General features: G+C 66.6%; 17 protein-coding genes and 1 pseudogene. 13 read left to right on the top strand and 5 right to left on the bottom strand.

Features of this window, described 5'->3' with window-relative positions; translation table 11 throughout:
• The first annotated feature begins 17 nt into the window (after positions 1-17).
• Together CXQ90_RS15430 and CXQ90_RS15425 are read left to right on the top strand one after the other, a co-directional pair.
• Entirely contained in the window at positions 18-1,697 is a 1,680-nt protein-coding gene (locus CXQ90_RS15430; RefSeq protein ID WP_104140254.1) for a 5-oxoprolinase/urea amidolyase family protein, read from the top strand.
• Positions 1,697-3,508, top strand: a complete 1,812-nt coding sequence (locus CXQ90_RS15425) for a biotin carboxylase N-terminal domain-containing protein (RefSeq protein WP_104140253.1) — start codon at positions 1,697-1,699, stop codon at positions 3,506-3,508. The genes CXQ90_RS15430 and CXQ90_RS15425 overlap by 1 nt, the downstream gene beginning before the upstream one ends.
• A gap of 92 nt (positions 3,509-3,600) precedes the next feature.
• Here the strand turns inward: CXQ90_RS15425 and CXQ90_RS23005 are convergent, their stop codons facing one another.
• On the bottom strand, positions 3,601-4,881 hold the full coding sequence (locus tag CXQ90_RS23005) for a hypothetical protein (protein WP_258064548.1): 1,281 nt from the start codon (positions 4,879-4,881) through the stop codon (positions 3,601-3,603).
• Between the two features lie 388 nt (positions 4,882-5,269).
• On the opposite strand from CXQ90_RS23005, the gene CXQ90_RS15415 reads away from it, so the two are divergent.
• The 6 genes and pseudogenes from CXQ90_RS15415 to CXQ90_RS15390 all read left to right on the top strand — a co-directional run bounded on the left by CXQ90_RS15415 (position 5,270) and on the right by CXQ90_RS15390 (position 11,108).
• On the top strand, positions 5,270-6,091 hold the full coding sequence (locus tag CXQ90_RS15415) for a hypothetical protein (protein ID WP_104140252.1): 822 nt from the start codon (positions 5,270-5,272) through the stop codon (positions 6,089-6,091).
• A gap of 80 nt (positions 6,092-6,171) precedes the next feature.
• Entirely contained in the window at positions 6,172-6,858 is a 687-nt protein-coding gene (locus CXQ90_RS15410; RefSeq protein WP_104140251.1) for a LacI family DNA-binding transcriptional regulator, read from the top strand.
• 382 nt (positions 6,859-7,240) lie between these two features.
• Entirely contained in the window at positions 7,241-8,149 is a 909-nt protein-coding gene (locus tag CXQ90_RS15405; RefSeq protein WP_104140250.1) for an ABC transporter ATP-binding protein, read from the top strand.
• A complete protein-coding gene (locus CXQ90_RS15400; RefSeq protein WP_181038581.1) occupies positions 8,149-9,093 on the top strand; it encodes an ABC transporter permease in 945 nt (314 codons plus the stop codon). The genes CXQ90_RS15405 and CXQ90_RS15400 overlap by 1 nt, the downstream gene beginning before the upstream one ends.
• A gap of 111 nt (positions 9,094-9,204) precedes the next feature.
• A pseudogene (locus tag CXQ90_RS15395) lies at positions 9,205-10,618 on the top strand (LLM class flavin-dependent oxidoreductase).
• Positions 10,602-11,108, top strand: coding sequence for a flavin reductase family protein (locus CXQ90_RS15390; RefSeq protein ID WP_104140249.1), 507 nt, complete (start codon positions 10,602-10,604; stop codon positions 11,106-11,108). Before CXQ90_RS15395 ends, CXQ90_RS15390 begins: the two are co-directional and overlap by 17 nt.
• A gap of 22 nt (positions 11,109-11,130) precedes the next feature.
• Here the strand turns inward: CXQ90_RS15390 and CXQ90_RS15385 are convergent, their stop codons facing one another.
• Positions 11,131-12,156: a bile acid:sodium symporter family protein gene (locus CXQ90_RS15385; RefSeq protein ID WP_104140248.1), complete on the bottom strand. Its 1,026-nt coding sequence runs from the start codon at positions 12,154-12,156 to the stop codon at positions 11,131-11,133.
• A 157-nt stretch (positions 12,157-12,313) separates the two neighbouring features.
• Between CXQ90_RS15385 and CXQ90_RS15380 the strand changes: the two genes are divergently transcribed.
• Together CXQ90_RS15380 and CXQ90_RS15375 are read left to right on the top strand one after the other, a co-directional pair.
• The gene (locus tag CXQ90_RS15380; RefSeq protein WP_104140247.1) at positions 12,314-13,453 is read left to right on the top strand and encodes a diguanylate cyclase; all 1,140 of its coding nucleotides are present in this window, start codon (positions 12,314-12,316) and stop codon (positions 13,451-13,453) included.
• A gap of 195 nt (positions 13,454-13,648) precedes the next feature.
• Complete coding sequence (locus CXQ90_RS15375; protein WP_258064547.1) at positions 13,649-14,551, top strand: LssY C-terminal domain-containing protein; 903 nt, start codon at positions 13,649-13,651, stop codon at positions 14,549-14,551.
• Between the two features lie 131 nt (positions 14,552-14,682).
• On the opposite strand, the gene CXQ90_RS15370 is transcribed toward CXQ90_RS15375, so the two are convergent.
• Together CXQ90_RS15370 and CXQ90_RS15365 are read right to left on the bottom strand one after the other, a co-directional pair.
• Entirely contained in the window at positions 14,683-15,189 is a 507-nt protein-coding gene (locus tag CXQ90_RS15370; RefSeq protein WP_104140246.1) for a hypothetical protein, read from the bottom strand.
• 220 nt (positions 15,190-15,409) lie between these two features.
• Entirely contained in the window at positions 15,410-15,685 is a 276-nt protein-coding gene (locus tag CXQ90_RS15365; RefSeq protein ID WP_104140245.1) for a hypothetical protein, read from the bottom strand.
• A 331-nt stretch (positions 15,686-16,016) separates the two neighbouring features.
• Here CXQ90_RS15365 and CXQ90_RS15360 point away from each other — a divergent pair, with 331 nt between their 5' ends.
• From CXQ90_RS15360 to CXQ90_RS15350, 3 genes are all read left to right on the top strand, one after another.
• A complete protein-coding gene (locus CXQ90_RS15360; RefSeq protein ID WP_104140314.1) occupies positions 16,017-16,436 on the top strand; it encodes a MarR family winged helix-turn-helix transcriptional regulator in 420 nt (139 codons plus the stop codon).
• 114 nt (positions 16,437-16,550) lie between these two features.
• Positions 16,551-17,024, top strand: coding sequence for an SRPBCC family protein (locus CXQ90_RS15355; RefSeq protein ID WP_104140244.1), 474 nt, complete (start codon positions 16,551-16,553; stop codon positions 17,022-17,024).
• A gap of 33 nt (positions 17,025-17,057) precedes the next feature.
• Positions 17,058-17,474, top strand: a complete 417-nt coding sequence (locus CXQ90_RS15350) for a CBS domain-containing protein (RefSeq protein ID WP_104140243.1) — start codon at positions 17,058-17,060, stop codon at positions 17,472-17,474.
• A gap of 116 nt (positions 17,475-17,590) precedes the next feature.
• On the opposite strand, the gene CXQ90_RS15345 is transcribed toward CXQ90_RS15350, so the two are convergent.
• Positions 17,591-18,112 (bottom strand): hypothetical protein, encoded by a 522-nt coding sequence (locus CXQ90_RS15345; RefSeq protein ID WP_104140242.1) that lies wholly within the window; start codon positions 18,110-18,112, stop codon positions 17,591-17,593.
• Positions 18,113-18,231 lie beyond the last annotated feature (119 nt).

Here is an 18,231-nt window from a genome sequence, read left to right as displayed (position 1 = left end):
CCAGTCCGGAGTATCAAATGACAGCACCAAGTAAAACCGTGCATCGCGTGAAAGCCGTGCGGCCCGTGGGCACCCGTGCGGTGCTCGCCGAGCTGAGCGGGCTGCAGGACGTGCTCGCGCTGCAGGCCCTGCTGCTGGAGACTCCGCTGCCCGGGCAGGTCGACGTCCTCGCGGCGGCGGAAACCGTGATGATCAAGGCGGAGTCACCGTCGGCCGCCCGCCGCATGGCCGCACTCCTGCTGGACATGGACCTTGCGGCGCCGGCCCATTCCGAAGGCGGCCTCGTGGTCATTGACACCGTGTACGACGGCGAGGATCTCGCCGAAGTCGCGGCGCTGACCGGCCTGAGCACGGACGGCGTGATCGCCGCCCACTCCGGGCAGGTCTGGACCGTGGCCTTCGCCGGGTTCGCCCCCGGGTTCGGCTACATGGTGGGCGAAAACCAGGTACTGGAAGTTCCCCGCCGGAACTCGCCGCGCACCGCCGTTCCCGCCGGTTCCGTGGCCCTGGCCGGCAACTACTCGGCAGTGTATCCGCGCAGTTCGCCCGGCGGCTGGCAGCTGATCGGCCGGACCGGAGCGAGAATGTGGGACCTCAGCCGGCCGCAGCCCGCCTTGGCCAAGCCCGGCGACCGCGTGCAGTTCCGCTCGGTCCGGGAGGCGGTCGCCGTAGCGCCTGCCGCCGGGCCGGAAACCGCCCGGGATGCAGCGCCGGCGACTGTCGACGCGGCAGCCGGTGCAGGCCAGGCCGTGGCCGGTCTCCGGATCCTGTCCCCGGGGCTGCAGAGCCTGATCCAGGACCTGGGCCGGCACGGCCACGCCGCCCTGGGCGTTTCCGCCGCCGGCGCGCTGGACCGTGCATCCCTGCGTCGCGCCAACCGGCTCGTGGGCAACGGCCCTTCCGCGGCCGCCGTCGAAACCGTCGCCGGCGGGCTCCGCGTCGAAGCCGTAGGGGACCAGGTCCTGGCCGTCGCCGGTGCGCCCGTCCCGCTGAGCATTGAATCGCCGTCGGACGCCGGAGAACCCGGCCGGCAGCGAACGGTGCCCGTCGCCACGGCGTTTGCCCTGCTCGACGGCGAAATCCTGAGCGTGGGTGCCCCGGAGAGCGGGTTCCGCAGCTACCTGGCCATCCGCGGCGGGGCCGACGTCGCCCCGGTGCTCGGCAGCCGGTCCACCGACACGATGTCCGGCATCGGCCCCGCGGCGCTGGCCGCCGGCCAGGTGCTCCCGGCCGGGCACGTCACCGACTCCGGAGTAGTGGGAAACCCCGAGCTGCAGCCGGAGTTCCCGGGAGCGGGCGCCACGGAACCGGACGTCACCGAACTGGACATCGTCCCGGGCCCGCGGGATGACTGGTTCGATGCGGCGGCTCTTGCCTCGCTTTGCAGCCAGGCCTGGCAGGTCACCCCGCAGTCCAACCGCGTCGGCATGCGCCTGAAGGGCGAGCCCCTGCGGCGCAGCCGGGACGGCGAGCTTCCCAGCGAAGGGACCGTGGCCGGTGCCATCCAGATCCCCCCGGAGGGACTTCCCGTCCTGTTCCTGGCCGACCATCCCATCACCGGCGGCTATCCGGTGATCGGCGTGGTGACCGACGAACACCTGGACCGGGCAGCCCAGGTGCCGATCGGCGGGAGAATCCGCTTCCGGATCGCTCCGCATGCCCCGACGAAAACACCAACACAAGAAGTGAGTAACTGATGCGCAAGGTCCTGATCGCCAACCGCGGTGAAATCGCCGTCCGCATTGCCCGCGCCTGCGATGACGCGGAGCTCGGCTCGGTGGCCGTGTACGCCGACGTCGACGCCGACGCGCTGCACGTTTCCGCCGCGGACGAGGCCTACAGCCTCGCCGGCAACGCGCCGTCGGAAACGTACCTGGACATCGCCAAGCTGCTCCGCATCGCGGCGGATTCCGGCGCGGACGCAGTCCACCCCGGGTACGGCTTTCTGTCCGAGAACGCTGACTTCGCGCAGGCCGTGCTGGACGCCGGACTGGTGTGGATCGGCCCGACGCCAGAGGCGATCCGGCTGCTGGGCAACAAGATCACGGCGCGGGAGATCGCCGTGCGTGCGGGCGCCCCGCTGGTGGCCGGCAGCGACGGCCCCGTGGCGACGGCCGCCGACGCCCGCGCCTTCGCCGAAGAGCACGGCCTGCCCATCGCCATCAAGGCGGCGTTCGGCGGAGGCGGCCGCGGACTGAAGGTGGTCCGCGAGATGGACCAGATCGAGGAGTCGTTCGACTCGGCCGTCCGGGAAGCAGTGGCCGCCTTCGGCCGGGGCGAGTGCTTCGTGGAGCGCTACCTGGACAGGCCCCGGCACGTCGAGGCCCAGGTCCTGGCGGACAACCACGGCAACGTGGTGGTGGTGGGAACCCGCGACTGCTCCCTTCAGCGCCGCCACCAGAAGCTTGTGGAGGAGGCCCCCGCGCCCTTCCTGAGCGAAGAGCAGACCCGGGAAATCTACGACGCCGCCAAGGCCGTGTGTCGCGAGGCCGGCTATTCCGGCGCCGGAACGGTGGAATTCCTCGTGGCCGAGGACGGCACCGTGGCGTTCCTCGAAGTGAACACGCGGCTGCAGGTGGAGCACCCCGTCACGGAGGAGACCACGGGAATCGACCTGGTGCAGGAACAGTTCCGGATCGCCGCGGGGGAGCGGCTGCGTTTCACCGCCGACCCGGCTCCACGGGGCCATTCCTTCGAGTTCCGGATCAACGCCGAGGATGTGGGCCGGGGCTTCCTGCCGTCCCCCGGCACGGTCGCGGAGTTCACCGGTCCCACCGGCCCCGGCGTCCGGCTGGATGCGGGATTCGGAGCCGGCTCGCTGGTTCCGCCGCAGTTCGACTCCCTGCTCGCCAAGCTGATCGTTACGGGCGCTGACCGCCAGCAGGCCCTGCGCCGTTCCCGCCGCGCGCTCGCCGAAATGCGCATCACCGGTGTTCCCACGGTCCTGCCGTTCCACCGCGCCGTCGTCGAGGCCGCGGACTTCACGGCAACGGGGCGCCTCGGCGTCCACACCCGGTGGATCGAGACGGATTTCGCCGGCCAGATTCCGGCCGATGAGGCGTTCAGCACGGCCGCACCCGGCGGCGAACGCCGCACCATCACTGTTGACGTGGACGGCAAGCGGCTGGCCGTCGGGCTTCCGGCAGCGCTGCTGGACGGCTGGGCCCGCTCCGGGCAGGGACTCCCGGACGGGTTCGACGGCGGAGCTGCCGCCGCCGGCGGCCGCTCCGGAAGCGGCGGCGGCACCGCCGTCGGGACGAACGGAGACGATGTGCCGAACGTCCCCGGCGCCCACCCGGCGGAACTCCGCGCGCAGATGGCCGGCACCGTGGTGAAATGGCTGGTCGAAGCCGGAGCACAGGTGGCTGCGGGGGATCCGCTGCTGGTGCTGGAGGCCATGAAGATGGAAACCCAGGTGACGGCGCACCGCTCGGGAACGCTCGCGGAACTCGTGGCCGTCCAGGGCGGGGTGGTCAGCGCCGGCGCTGTGGTGGGGCGGATCGAGTAGAACTCCGTCAGTTAACCCGCGCCGTCAGTTAACCCGCGCCGTCAGTTAACCCGCGCCGTTAGCTGACCAGCGCAGTCAGCTAACCGGCGCCGTCAGCGGGCCAGCGTGCGGAAAGCGCCCCAGCCCGTCCCGATGTTGCTCGGTGCGCCCCACGTTCCCTGACCCATGGGGAAGTACCGCACGGCGCCGTCATGGAACACGACAGTCAGCCCCCGGGTGCCTGCGCCCTGAAAGCTGGTACTGGCTGTGATGGTGCGGGCACCGCCCCAGCCGGTGCCGATCTGCGGGCGGGCTTCGCTGCGAAAGTTGCCCCTGCCGTCCTGGCGGTAGAGGCGCAGGACACCGTCCCGGCCCGGTGCCAACAGGTCCGGAACCCCGTTGTTGTCCCAGTCCGCGATGGTGACGTTTGCCAGGGTTGCCCACCCGCTGCCCACGAGGCGGCGGCCCGCCAGCCCCCGCCCGGCAGGGTTGTCATAGAGCCAGAGCTTTCCCGCGGAGTCCCGCGCTAGGACGCCCGGATACCGCTGCGAGGTGTCCCACGTGCCGGCCGCGATGGACATCTGATGCCACCCGGCGGTTCCGGCCGTAAAGGCTGCACCGAAGCCGCCTGCGGACCGGCCAGGGTAGACGGTCATCGTGCCGTTGGGCCACTGGGCCAGCAGGTCCAGGATGCCGTCCCGGTTCCAGTCCACTTTGGACACCGAACGGGCAGTTCCCCACCCCTTGCCGATCGCGGCGCGCTGGCCAAGGGCGCCGTTGCCGAGGGTAGGGTAGTTCCACAGTGTTCCGTCGGGGGCCACACTCAGGGCATCTGAACTGCTGTGGATCGACGCCAGGGATTTTCCTGCGGTATCCGCAGGGCCCGTCCGTGAAACCGATCGGAACACGTCGCCGACGGCGCCCATGACGATCCGGTCTCCCGGCCTGCTGGTCCGCAGGAACCGGGTCACCGTGGCGAGTGTGGTGGAGATGCAGCCTGCCGACGGGACGTTCCCGGCGTGGAGGAAGATGGCGTAGGAGGCGCCCAGGACCGTGGACGCGTCCGGAAGACGGTTGTAGTTAATGACGGCGGCCTGCTCGTAGTAGCCCTGGTTCATGTACGTCCACAGGTTCTCGTCCGCAGGCCCGCCGAGGCCCTCAAAGTACTGGTTGTAGGTGGCTCTGTGTTCGCCTCCCCACCGGGAAGACCGGTTGATGGCGCGGTACCTGAGCGCCGTGCCCGGATTCCGCCGGCCCAGCGCCTCCGTGACCGTGAACGATCCGGTAGGAGAGCGGTAAGTGTCCTCCCGGGCTTGGCCCGGCGCGGAGAACCCCTGGCTACCCGCGAAGCCGGTGGTCTGCCATTCCGTAATGTAGCCGGCCCCTGATTTCACGCAGCCCGTGATGATCACCCGCGTCGGCCGCGACCACTAGAGCACGCAACGAAGACGGACGGGTCGCCGAAAAAAGCCTCAATTTATCCCCCAAATAAACGCGCAGCAGCGCCGCGCAGCGTGACCCGCAGTAGCGGATACCTCATGTAGTACCCGCAGTAGCGGATACCTCATGTAGTAAACCACCCATTCGGGTGGGAACTCGCCTGGATGGATGACTTCCCCAAGGTTTTCAGAAGTCCAACGGCGCACGATGGCCTTGTTCCACACCTGTGTATGGGAGCTGCCCGGAACTTGGAGGAATGCGTGAAGATGCGAAGGCGCATGCTGAAGCTGAGCACGATGGGCCAGTTTGCCGTGGGCGACCCCTGCCCGGCAGGAACCTGAGATGAAGCGTCTCCTCGTGATCGCGCCGGTGCTGTTGTCGCTTGCACTGAGCGGCTGCACCGGCGGCGCCCAGGCCAACCCCATGGCTAACGCGGCGCCCGTCGCCACGGCGAACGATTCTGCCGCAGCCACGAAGGTAGGGGCCCAATCGGAGGAAGCGCATGACCTGGGCAACGGCCGGCCCGCTGTCAGCTTCGACGGACTCATGGTCCGGCGCCGCGTGGTGATCGCGGTTCATTCAACGTTGGAGGCGAACGTTGAAGGCATCCGCAAGAAGCTGGGCACAGCAGCGGCGGCCCGGAACACCGTGCTGTCCAACATTTCCCCCGATGTGCTCGAGCCCGCCGTTCTCCAGCAGGTGGTCCCCGAGGTGATTGTGGCCCTTCCGGCCACGGCGAGCGTTGATGACGGCCGCGCCATCGTCAGCAAGGCCACCGAAAAGGGCACCGCGAATCTGGGCGTGAACAACTTTTACGTCCTGCCGGTGCTGGTTCACGATCTCCGGTTCAGCGTGAAGGCGGTCAATCCCGCCGCACTGTCGGCCGCCGTGGACCGGGAGGGAATCCTCTCGGATGCGCTGGGGAACTACGACACCACGGCCAAGGACGGAGAACTCAGCATCAGCTACACAGGACCGCTGCTCGGTGACGACCTGGTGGAGACCGTCCGCGGAGGCATCGCCCGCCAGGCGCACGTTGCGGCATCCACCATTGCCGTGGGACCGAGGTCCACTGCCGGAACGGGTGTGGACATGAGAACGGAACCGCCCTGGGACCCTGAATTACTTGAAAACCAACCAGACCACCCGCACACGGGCGGCTGAGGCCATCCAACAATATTCCATCAATTCGGCACGCAAATGCCGGCGCCGCTCAGCGGCGAGAGTGACAGAAGGAGTAAGCAGTGAGGAGCGTATCCAACCCCACCATTCGCGATGTTGCCGAAAGGGCGGGAGTGTCCTTGACCACCGTGTCGTACGTGCTGTCCGGACGGAGCGGCGGCACAACCCGCATCAGCCGGCCCACCCAGGAGCGCGTGATGGCCGCCGTCGGGGAACTCGGCTACGTACCCAACCAGGCTGCCCGCGGAATGCGCCGCGGAAGGACGGACCTGGTGGCCATCGCCATCGGCGATCTTGAGTGGCCGCCGGACCGCGCGCTTGCCACGGCAGCGGCTTCCATCCTTCCGCTCCACGGCTACCAGCCGGTCATCCTGCTGGGCCAGACCTGGCGGCAGTTCATGCTGTCCGGCGGTGCGGACGGCGTCATCGTGGGCGTGGCCCCACATGCCGCCGCCCAGGACGGCACCATTGCTGAGCTCGCCAGGCGCGGCGTGGCGCAGGTGGTCATCTCGGAAACCATGCACCCGGCCGGTTTTGATGTCCTGGTGCCCTCTGCCGGCGCCCCGAATCCTTCGGAGGGCGGTTCGCAGGATCTGCCGGAACGGGCCGTCTCCATGCTGGTTGACCGGCTGGCCGGGCACACCCCGCCGGCCGGAATCCCGGAGCCCGCGCCGCGGAAACTGACCCTGCGGGGCGCCACCCTTGACGTGCACCGGTCGGTTCCGTCCGCCGTCGGAATTTTCTCGTAGCAGGTTGCCCGGCGTAGCTCCGGCGCCCCCATTCCGGCGACCCGGCTGACGTAACATTCGGCGCTTCGCCGCGCCCCGTCCCTAATCCGGGATATGACACGCATTGTGACGGGCGCTGTCACATGCCGTAGCGGCGGGTAGCCCCGGTGTCACTTGGAGCAGTCCGCGGGCACGGCAGCGTCCGGACGCCGCGGGAGATGTCCCCGTCTTTACGCCCTGTTTCCCCGTGTGTCCTGCGGCGCGCCCGCACGCGTCGAGACGGGCCTGGGGCGGCAGGTTACGTCCCGTTGCCCCTCATGACCGAGCCCTTCAGGCACGGATTCAACTCTGTTCTGATGGTGGACACCAACGAATCCGAAGACCTGCTGAAGGGAAGCAGACCATGACCTCCGGTACCGGCCCCACCCCCAAAATCAGCCTGCAGAACATCACGAAGAAGTTCACCGTGCGGCCCACCCGGGAGAACCCCGAGGGGTCCGTCCTGACAGCCCTCGACGGCATCTCCCTGGACGTCGCCGCCGGTGAGTTCATCACGCTCGTCGGGCCCAGCGGCTCCGGCAAGACCACCCTCCTGGACCTGCTGGCAGGGCTGACCAAACCGGACGCGGGCAAAGTCCTGGTGGACGGCAGGGAAGTCACCGGACCGGGCCGGGACCGCGCCGTCGTCTTCCAGCAGTACGCGCTCTTCCCCTGGCGGACCGCGGCGGCGAACGTCTCCTTCGGCCTCGAAGGAGCCGGCAGCGACGGGAAACGCTTCGGCCGCAAGGAGCGCGCCGAGAAGGCGCGCGAGTACCTCGAGCTGGTGGGCCTCGGCGGCTTCGAGGACCGGTACCCGCATGAGCTGTCCGGCGGCATGAAACAGCGCGTGGCCATAGCCCGCAGCCTGGCCTACGAACCGGACGTCCTGCTGATGGACGAACCCTTCGCTGCCCTGGACGCCCAGACCCGCGAACAGCTCCAGGCGGAGCTGCTGCGCATCTGGGCCGCCACGGGAAAGACCATCATCTTCATCACCCACGGCATCGACGAGGCCGTGTACCTGGGCCAGCGGGTGGCGGTGCTCAGTTCCCGGCCCGGCCGGCTCAAGCAGATCGTGGACATCGATCTTGGCGACCGTTCCGGGGACGAGGACGTCCGCTCGAACGCGGCATTCGTGGAGCACCGGCACAAGGTCTGGTCGCTCCTTCACGACGAAGTGCGGCGGGCCCAGGAAGCCGGGCACGCCAAGATCCAGCCGGACGGCTCGGCACCCGACGAAGCACGGAACATCCCCACCGGAAAGGCAGCCTGATGAGCACGCCAACACTCACCAAAGACACGAATACCCGGGACGCCTCCGGAAAGGACGGTCCTGCAACAGGCGATCCCGCAACAGACGGTCCCGCAACAGGTGCAACTTCCGCGCCGGCCCGGCCTCATGCCGGCCACACCGGACCGTCGCGGTTCCGCCTGGCTGCCCTGACCGCGGGACGGGCCGTCTGGGGCGCAGGAGCCATCCTGCTGTTCCTGCTGCTGTGGGAACTGGGCCCGACGTACCTCGCGCCGGCGTCGACCCGCGTTTTTCTCCCCCCACTGCACGAGGTGCTCCAGGCCTTGGGGACCCTGATTGGGAACGGCCAGCTGCAGAACCACCTGGCGGCCAGCCTGACCCGGTCAGCCAGCGGCTTCGGCATCGCCGTGGTGGCCGCCGTCGCCCTCGGCCTGCTGGTGGCGTGGTACCGGTCCCTGGACCGCTTCCTGAATCCGCTCCTGGAAGTGTTCCGGAACACCGCGGCGCTCGCGCTGCTCCCGGTATTCACGCTGCTCCTGGGCATCGGGGAAACGTCCAAGATCAGCATCGTGGCCTACGCCGCGTTCTTCCCCGTCCTGTTGAACACCATCGCCGGCGTCCGGACGGTGGACCCGCTGCTGATCCGGGCCGCGCGCTCGCTGGGGTTGTCCAACTTCCAGCTGTTCCAGAAGGTCATCCTGCCGTCGGCCGTGCCCACCATCTTCACGGGCATCCGGATGGCTGGTACGTCCTCCATCCTGGTCCTGATTGCCGCGGAAATGGTGGGAGCCAAGGCCGGCCTCGGCTACCTGATCGTCAATTCGCAAATGAGCTTCCTGATCCCGGACATGTATGCGGGGATCCTGACTGTTTCGCTGCTCGGCCTGCTGGTCAACTACCTGCTGGTCGCCGTCGAACGCCATTTCTCCCGCTGGCGGACCGCCGTCGGATCCCAGGCCGCCTGAGCGGCGCCCCCTACCTGCCCCTGAACACGAAGGAACGTCATGCCAGAACGTACACAAACCAAGCGCGCAGCGGCCGGCGGCGAACGCCAACTGCATCTGAACGCCTTCCTCATGAGCACCGGACACCACGAGGCCTCGTGGCGGCTGCCGGAAAGCGACAGCTTCGCGGGGACCGAGGTGGCCCATTTTCAGCGGCTGGCCCGCACGGCCGAACGCGGCACTTTCGATTCGATCTTCTTTGCGGACTCACCGGTGCTGCACGGCGACGTTCGCCAGCGCCCCTACGGCACGCTGGAAACCCACGCTCCTGCTGAGCGCCATCGGCGCCGTCACCAAACGGATCGGGCTGATCGCCACGGCGTCCACCACGTACAACGATCCCTACAACCTGGCCCGGCGTTTCGCCACGCTGGATCACATCAGCGGCGGCAGGGCAGGCTGGAATGTGGTGACCACCGCCGGGGAAGCCGCCGCGCGGAACTTCTCGCTGGATGACCAGCCCGCACACTGGCGCCGCTACGAGCGGGCCGCCGAGTTCCTTGACGCGTCGCGGAAGCTCTGGGACAGCTGGGAGGACGACGCACCGGTGGGGGATAAGGACGCCGGCGTCTGGGCGGACAGTTCCCGGGTCCATGCCGTCAACCACGCGGGCCGGTACTTCCGGATCCAGGGGCCGCTGGATGTGCCGCGGCCGCCGCAGGGCCACCCGGTGATAGTCCAGGCAGGCTCCTCCGAAAACGGCAAGGACTTCGCCGCCCGCTATGCAGAGGCCGTGTTCACCGCGCAGCAGACCCTCGCGGAAGCCCAGCGGTTCTACGCCGACCTGAAGCGGAAGACAGCCGCCGCCGGCCGGAACCCGGACAACATCAAGATCCTGCCCGGCATCGTTCCGATTATCGGTTCCACCGAGCAGGAAGCGCGCCGGCTGGAACGTGAACTCGATGAACTGATCCACCCGGAACACGCGCGGAAGCAGCTGGCAGGGGTCCTGCGGGTTTCGCCCGAATCGCTCCCGCTGGACGCGCAGCTCCCGGAGGACCTCCCGTCGGAGGACCAGATCGAGGGCGCCAAGAGCAGGTACACGCTGATCGTGGAGCTCGCACGGCGGGAGCGGCTGACCGTCCGCCAGCTCATCGGCAGGCTGGGCGGCGGCCGCGGCCACCGCACCTTCTCCGGCACGCCGGAGCAGGTGGCGGACGCGATCCAGGACTGGTTCGAGAAAGGCGCTGCGGACGGGTTCAACATCATGCCGCCCGTGCTTCCCTCAGGACTGGACGCGTTCGTGGACCAAGTCATTCCCATCCTGCGGGCCCGGGGACTGTTCCGGCGCGAATACACGGGCAGCACCCTGCGGGAGCACTACGGACTGCCCCGGCCCGCCAGAGTCTTTGCCGACGGCGGTGCCGCCGGCGGTGCCGCCGGTGCTGCTGCCGGTCCCGCCGCGCCTGCCAAGCCCACCGAACCCGCCGGCCCGACCGTCCCAACCGAACCGACGAAGAGAGAACTCGTTGTTTCTGAACCGTGATTTAGACCCGGCATCCCTCCGCGAAACCTTCGGGCATGTCCCTTCCGGCGTCGCGGCGCTGTGCACGCTGGTGGACGGAGCTCCGCAGGGAATAGTGGCGTCGACGTTCACCGTGGGGGTCTCACTCGACCCGCCCCTGGCGATGTTCGCGGCGCAGAAAAGCTCCCGGACGTGGCCGCTGATCCGGACGGGGAGCCGGATCGGCGTCTCCGTCCTGGCCGCCGGACAGGCGGATGCCTGCCGGCAGATGGCCTCGAAATCGGCGGACCGTTTTGCCGGCATCGGGCTCACCACCACGGAACAGGGCGCGCTCTTCCTCAGCGACGCCGCGATCTGGCTGGACTGCTCGGTGGAGACGGAGGTCCCCGCGGGCGACCACACCGTGGTCCTGCTCAGGGTCCACGGCTACTCGGTCAGGGACAGCAGCAGCGACCCCCTCATCTTCCAGGGGTCAGAATTCCGGAGCCTGCAAGTGCCCAGCTACGCGTAGCTGAACCTCGGCGGCGGGCCGTCTAGGACTCCGGCCGCGGCGTGGGGTCCTGCAGGGGCTTCCGGGCCAGCCAAGCGGCCACGATGGCGCCGGAGATGTTGTGCCAGACCGAGAAAACGGCGGACGGAAGCGCCGCCAGCGGCGTGAAGTGGGCGGTGGCGAGTGTTGCCGCCAGCCCGGAGTTCTGCATGCCCACCTCGAACGCCAGCGCCCTGCGGGCCTTGTCGTCCAGGCGGCCCAGCTTGCCGGCCAGGTACCCGAGCCCAAGGCCGAAACCGTTGTGCAGCACAACGGCAAGGAAGACGATGCCGCCGGCTGCCACGATCTTGCCGGCACTTCCGGCCACCACCACCGCCACGATGAGGGAGATGACGACGGCGGATGCCCAGGGCAGCGCCGGGAGCGCCTTTGCGACGAGGTTCTTGAAGAACAGCCGGGCCATCAACCCGGCAACGACGGGCACGAGCACGGTCTTGACGATGTCCAGAACCATGGCGCCGGCATCGATGCTCAGGAAGGATCCGGCGAGGAAGAGCACCAGGATGGGCGTGACGATCGGGGCGATCAGCGTTGACACGCTGGCCACGGCCACGGATAGGGCCACATCGCCCTTGGCCAGGAAGGCCATGACATTGGAGGCAGTGCCCGACGGTGCGCAGCCCACGAGGATCAGGCCCACGGCCAGGGCCGGCTCGAGCTGGAGGACGTTGGCGATCAGCCATCCCGCTCCGGGCATGATCACGTAGTGGGCAACGATGCCGAGGACCACGGCCCACGGCCTCCGGGCCACAGCAGCGAAATCGGGAGGCGTCAGGGTCAGCCCCATGCAGAACATAATGATGCCCAGCAGGTACGGGACGGCGGGGCCGAGGGGCTGGAAGGCGCCGGGAAGCAGGAACCCGGCCACGCCGGCAACGAGGACCAGGAGCGGGAACACGGTGACCGCCACCCGCGCCACCTTTGCCTCCGCCGCGAGGGCCGGATTCAGGGGCTCGACGCTGGCGGCGGCCAGCGGCCCAATTTCGGGGGTTTTTGTTGCCTCAAGCATTCAATAATGCTGACACCGAAGCGCGGGGCCAACCAATTCGTGACTGATGTCAGACAAATGTGTCAGCGTTACAAACTGAGTCCGCGGAAGGCTAATCGTCGGCGCAGTGCGGGTGCGATACTGGGTCTGCACTGGATCGGGATGCAGGGGGCCGGAAATGATCCTAGACACGGCAACACTCCGCGTTGCCTTTGCCTTGATGGCCTTGGTCATGGGCATCCTGTTCTACTTCTCGGCGTTCCGCAGCACGCGTTCCGCGTACAGTGCCTGGTGGTGTCTGGCACTGCTGCTGTTCCTCGCGGGCTCGGCAAGCTTCCTTCTCAACGGCACGCCGCACCAAGTGTGGGCCAACCCGTTGGGAAACGTCCTGCTCGTCGCCGGGGTGGCGAGCGTATGGGCCGCTGCTCGCTCGCTGCGGATGCTCAAATGCAACGTTTGGCTCTCCGTTGCTGTGCCGGCCATCGCGGGGATTGCTGCTGCCCTGGACAATCCGGCATCCAACACCTGGGCCGGGGGCGCGGTTTTCCTGGCCTCCATGTGCCTCCTTATTGGCCTGGCTTCCCGCGAGCTGTGGCATCTGGAGCCCGGCTATTCCCGGGTCCGGATACCAACGGCCCTGGCTGCCGGAGCCGTCGCGGCCTTCTACGCGGGCCGTCTGGTCGTCTTCATAGCCGAGGGGCCGGCGGGTCCCACCTTTGTCACCTACTTCGGATCCTCCGTCACCACGTTGGTCACCATGGTGTTCCTCGTGGTCGGGTCATACAGCATGGCCGAACTCAGCACGGAACAGCAGACGCGGGCGCTGCGGACCGTGGCCAGGCAGGACGGCCTGACCGGCCTCCTCAACCGCAGTGCGTTCATTGAGCTGGCGGCGGCAGAGCTGGCCCGCAGCCGGCTGTCAAACACATACGGAACATTGATCCTTGCCGATTTGGACCACTTCAAGACGGTCAATGACACCTTCGGACATGCGGCCGGCGACCTTGCCCTGCAGGCATTCGCGGATGCCTGCAGGGAGACGGTCCGCTCGACAGACCTTGTGGGGAGATACGGCGGGGAGGAGTTCATTCTCATGATTCCGGGGGTTGGTCCGCGCCGCGCCGAGGCCATCACCACTGAGATCAGCCGGAGGTTGGCCCAGCATGTCATTCCGGAGGTGCTCCGGTTGCCCACTGTCAGCTACGGTCTCTCCAGATTCACGGCTGAGACGGAAGACCTGGACGAGCTGATCGCTGTCGCCGACGTGGCCCTGTATGAAGCCAAGTCGCAGGGGCGCAACCGCACTGTACGGGGCTGACTCCTACGGCGCCCACGGGCACCGCGTACGCAGCGTCCCTACTTAGTTTGATGCTCCGAAGCTCCTTGGACTTCGACTCGACACCTTCCTGAGATCGGGACCAGGGTGCCGCGCAACGCGAGGGAGGCGGGGGAAAATTCCGGCCGCGGACCGCTTTAGACTGAGGGGTTTGATCATGATGGAAGGGACGGCGCAGTGATCTCAGATGGGGATGGGCGGGCTGATCCGGCTGAGCCGGACCATACCCGGGCGGTCAGCCGCCTGGAGCGCAGGCAGAGCCGCTGGGCAACTGTCCTGGCGGTGGCGCAGCGGCTGTTCTACGTCGCCGTCACGGCTGCGGTGGGGTGGGCCGTCTACTACTTCCTGCTGGCACGCCTGGCACGCGGACCTGAACAGGTGTGGGTGTTTCTGCCTGTCTGGCTGATCTTGGCGTACGCGTTGTTGCCGCGCATCCACAGGATTTTGAGCGCCCTCTACATTCCGGATTACTTCATCGGGCGCGCACGGACCGGCGACGGGGTGCTGGGCGATCCGGTCAACCTCGCCGTCATCGGTCCGGCAGAGGAACTGCGGCTTGCCATGAGCGCCGCCGGCTGGGTCGAAGCCGATCCAATAACACCCGCGACTGCCTGGCGGACCCTGAAGTCAACTGTCTTGGGCCGCAGCTACCCAGCCGCGCCGGTCAGTTCGCTCTACGTGTTCGGAAACAAACAGGATTTGGCTTTTCAGCGTGAGATCAACGGTAATCCCCGCAAACGGCATCACGTCCGGTTCTGGAAATGCCCGGACGCCTGGATGCTGCCCGGGGGCATCGCGGTGGACTGGGTGGGCGCCGGGACCTACGACAAAAGTGTCGGATTGTCCCTCTTCACCTTCCAGATCACCCATAAAATCGCCGACCGCACCGACGAAGAGCGCGATTTCATCATCGAAACCCTCCAGGCGGCCCGCGCCGTTGAATCAGTGCACACCATCAGGAACTACTCGACCGGATACCACCACCGCAACGGCGGCGGCGACTCCATCCGTACGGACGGCCACCTTCCGATCATTGACCTGAATCCCCCGCAGCGGCCGGGCAATCGGCCCGGAGCTTGATCATTTGTGGGTACCGGCCCGACTGGTCTTGGCTGCTGTTGGCCTCTGATTCGGCCTGCTGGCTGAGCATGAAGTGAGGGGGTTACCCGGCGGTGTCAGTCAGGTGTTGCCGGGGTGGAAGGCATCTGCACTTAGTGCGGTATTTCCATTTGGAAGCCGCACCGGCACCGCAGTACCCGGGTCTGAAGATAGGCGCCGAGGAAGTCCGCCCGTCGAGGGTGGGTGGAGACCGGTGCGCGTGAACTCCTGAGGTCCGGATCGGTCGCGGACATGGGTTCGCCGCAGTGGATGTACTCGTCGCCCAAGTGCATGACGTCATCGTTCTTGGCCGACCGGGCCAGGATTGCAGCGACGAAACTTGCCGTGGTGGACAGGACCCTGGAGCCGCCGCATTTCACACAGTTGAAGGCAACGGCGAGGGTTTCCGCCCGGCGGTCCATGACGGCGATGGAGTCCACAAGAAGGTGCCCGTCGGTGTCGCACGTCGCGCACCAGGGCTGCGTAGCCCGGGGCTGTTGGGCGTCGCGGGGGACGTAGGTGGTGTGCAGGCCATGGAGGTGGTTCCGCCCGAGAGTCGAGTGGGGCCCGTGGTCGGGGCTGGTTTCGTTGAGGAATTGGTCGTACTGCGAAGTTGCCATGAGTGGCTCTTTTCCGCGGGGTGCGCATGCGCCGCCGTGAGGCTGCAGCGGCTGATGCTTCAACGCGTGCACTGGGCGTTGAAGCGGGCCCGGGGCCGCAGTTCTGCGGATCCTGGGGTCGAGCATGGTAATGCCAAAGCGTCCCGGCGCAGCCACCGTGGCTGGCGGCTGCGCGGGACGTTCAGGATGCGGCAGTTTGCTGCTGCCAGCGTGTGGCTGCTTAGGCGTGAGTGGTGTGTGCGCGGTGGCCTGCCTTGGCCAGTCCGCGGGCGATCATGAATCCGACGGTGAGCCAGGTGATGTACTGCATGGCTTGGCTGGCGTTGAAGACATCGACGCCGTTTTCGCTGGCATTGTCGCCGACAACGGCGGCGGTGATGATCGTGGCGAGGACTGCGGCGACGTAGACGGCGAACTCGACGGTCCTGACGGATGCTTTGATGTCGTTGGTGTTCCGCGTGGTGTCGGCGTGGCTGGACTGCGTGTGGGTTGTCATTGGTTCTCCTTGGTGGTGTGAGCGGCCGGAACGGCCATGCCACCAGGGTCCCGCTGCTAAAACCGGTGATAACAAATTCTCTACAACGTAGACTTTACCCGTAGACAGCCAAAAAGCAAGCATGCTTACTTTCCTCCGGAGCAGACCCTACGCCTGTGAGGAAGAAGGAAGGGTGTTCTGGAGGGTCTCGCGAGTGCACGCCAGCGGCACCTTGATCCTGGCATCCACATCCGCACAGCTGGCGCGCGATGAGCGGTCCCATTCCCAGGGGTGGCTGGCTTGGGACCCGGCACACCTTGCCCAAAGGGGAGGCCCCTGCCACCATGGCAGGGTGAACAGGCCTATCGGATACTGGGTCAAGCGGCTGGACGCGGCGCTGGAGTCACACCTTGATTCAACTCTCGCGCGCCTCCATCTGAGCAGAAGACAGTGGCAGGTCCTCAATACGTTGAGCTCCGGCCCCATCACACCCTTCGAACTGACGGACGTCCTGCGCCCTTTCAGCGCAGCCAACGGAAGTGCCGCGCAGGAGAGGGACATGGCCGCGCTGGTTCGGAGGGAACTTGTGTTCCTGCTGGATGGCCGCCTCACCCTCACCAACGACGGCTGGGCCTTGCATACCGAGGCGTCCAGGATGGTGGACGACAGCCGCCGTGACCTTACGGCGGGCATCGGAGTGGATGAGTATGCCATGGCCGTGAGCGTCCTCGAACGCATGACGAAGAATGCGGAACGGCTGGCCCCACACTAAACAACGCTTAAAGGCGATCGTTAGGAGATGAGGTGTGAATCAACAACAGAACAGTAAGGAATTGCTCCCGGATAGGAACTGTAGTTAACCCCCAACTAGTAGCAGGAGGAACAGATGGAAACCGTTGAAGAGATCGTAGATGTCGCAGTTCCGGTTCGTACGGCTTATAACCAGTGGACACAGTTCGAATCCTTTCCTCAGTTCATGTCTGGAGTGGAATCCGTTACCCAACTGACGAATACCACCAACCACTGGGTTACCAAGGTGGGTGGTGTGCAGCGGGAATTTGATACGGAGATAGTTGACCAGGTGCCTGATGATCGGATCGCTTGGCGCAGTACCGACGGCAAGTCGCATGCCGGCATCATCAGGTTCACCCCGCTGGATGCCAATCACACGAAGGTCAAGGTCCACTTCGAATGGGCCCCGGAATCCGCCACCGAAAAAGCCGGCGCAGCCCTGAAGCTCGATGAAATGCAGGTCAAAGCCGACCTGCGCAAGTTCAAGGAGTTCATCGAATCGCGCGGTGCCGAGACCGGCGCCTGGAGGGGAGAAGTCGAGGACAGCGGCCCAACGGGGCAGCTGTAGGGGGACCAGCCGAATCATCTGAGGAGAACCGCCATGAAAACAGCACGTGAAATCATGACCGGCGGTGCTGAATGCATCGGTGAAAACGAAACACTGGAAGCAGCCGCGCGGAAGATGAAAGAGCTAAACGTCGGCGCCCTGCCGATCTGCGGGGAGGATAACCGGCTCAAAGGAATGATCACGGACCGCGATATCGTCGTCAAATGCTTGGCGGAGGGCGGTGACCCACGCACCGCCACCGCCAGTGAGTTTGGCCAGGGCAAGCCCGTGACCATCGGCGTTGATGATTCCATCGAGGACGCGATCAGAACCATGGGCGAGCATCAGGTGCGCAGGTTGCCGGTCATCGACGGCCATGACCTGGTTGGCATGCTCAGCCAGGCTGACATTGCCCGGAACTACCCCGAGGACAGGGTCGGGGAGCTCGTCGAGCTGATCTCCTTCTACTGAATCGATCCCTGAACCCAGGGCCGGAAAATCGCTAACTTAAGGAATGAGAAGGCCCGCCGATGGGGGACCGGCGGGCCTTCAGCACGCCACGATACAGTGGCGGGCAGTGAAACCCGTCATCCGTTGGACGTGGCGAAACGCTCAGGCGTCGAGTCCAGCAGCAGCGCGTCGAGTTCCCTGATTTGCTCGTGTGCGCGGTCTAGGAGGCGGTGGGCCGTGGCGGGGTCGATGCGCTCGTCCGTGCGGGAGAGGACGATCAGCGTTTTCCAGAGCAAGGACTTTCCGGTGACCGCACTGAGGAGGCCTTCAAGGGCGAGCTGGCCGCTGGCCCCGTCGGGCGAGTGCAGCGGATTCAGAGGATCGAGCGTGCCGAGCTGGGCGCTGATCCACGACAATGGCTTCTTGTAGGCCGGCATGTGCAGATGCAGCTGGTCGGAGATCTCGTGCAGCGCGCCCTTGTCTGCGCTCACTTCAGCGGCAAGGCGGCTGAGAGTGGCGCCATGCGTCGTGCCGTTCCAGCTCTTGGCGGCCTGTTCGAAGAGGCGCTCGCCGGCGGCTGCCGCTATCAGATGGCTGTGCAGATACGCGGACAACGATTTATCGTCTACGGTTCCGCCGCTTACGTTGCTCTCATTCACGGTATTTTCCTCCCGGGTGGCGGGCAGTCAGTGTGGCTGTCCTGTCAGCATACTGAGAAGTCCGCGGCCGGCGCAGGGAATGCGGCGCATTGGTGGATACGGAATCGAAGCAGCGAAAA

The organism is Arthrobacter sp. ZGTC131 (genome assembly GCF_002929275.1).
In the GTDB taxonomy this organism is placed as follows: domain Bacteria; phylum Actinomycetota; class Actinomycetes; order Actinomycetales; family Micrococcaceae; genus Arthrobacter.
This window is presented reverse-complemented; position numbering and strand designations above follow the sequence as displayed.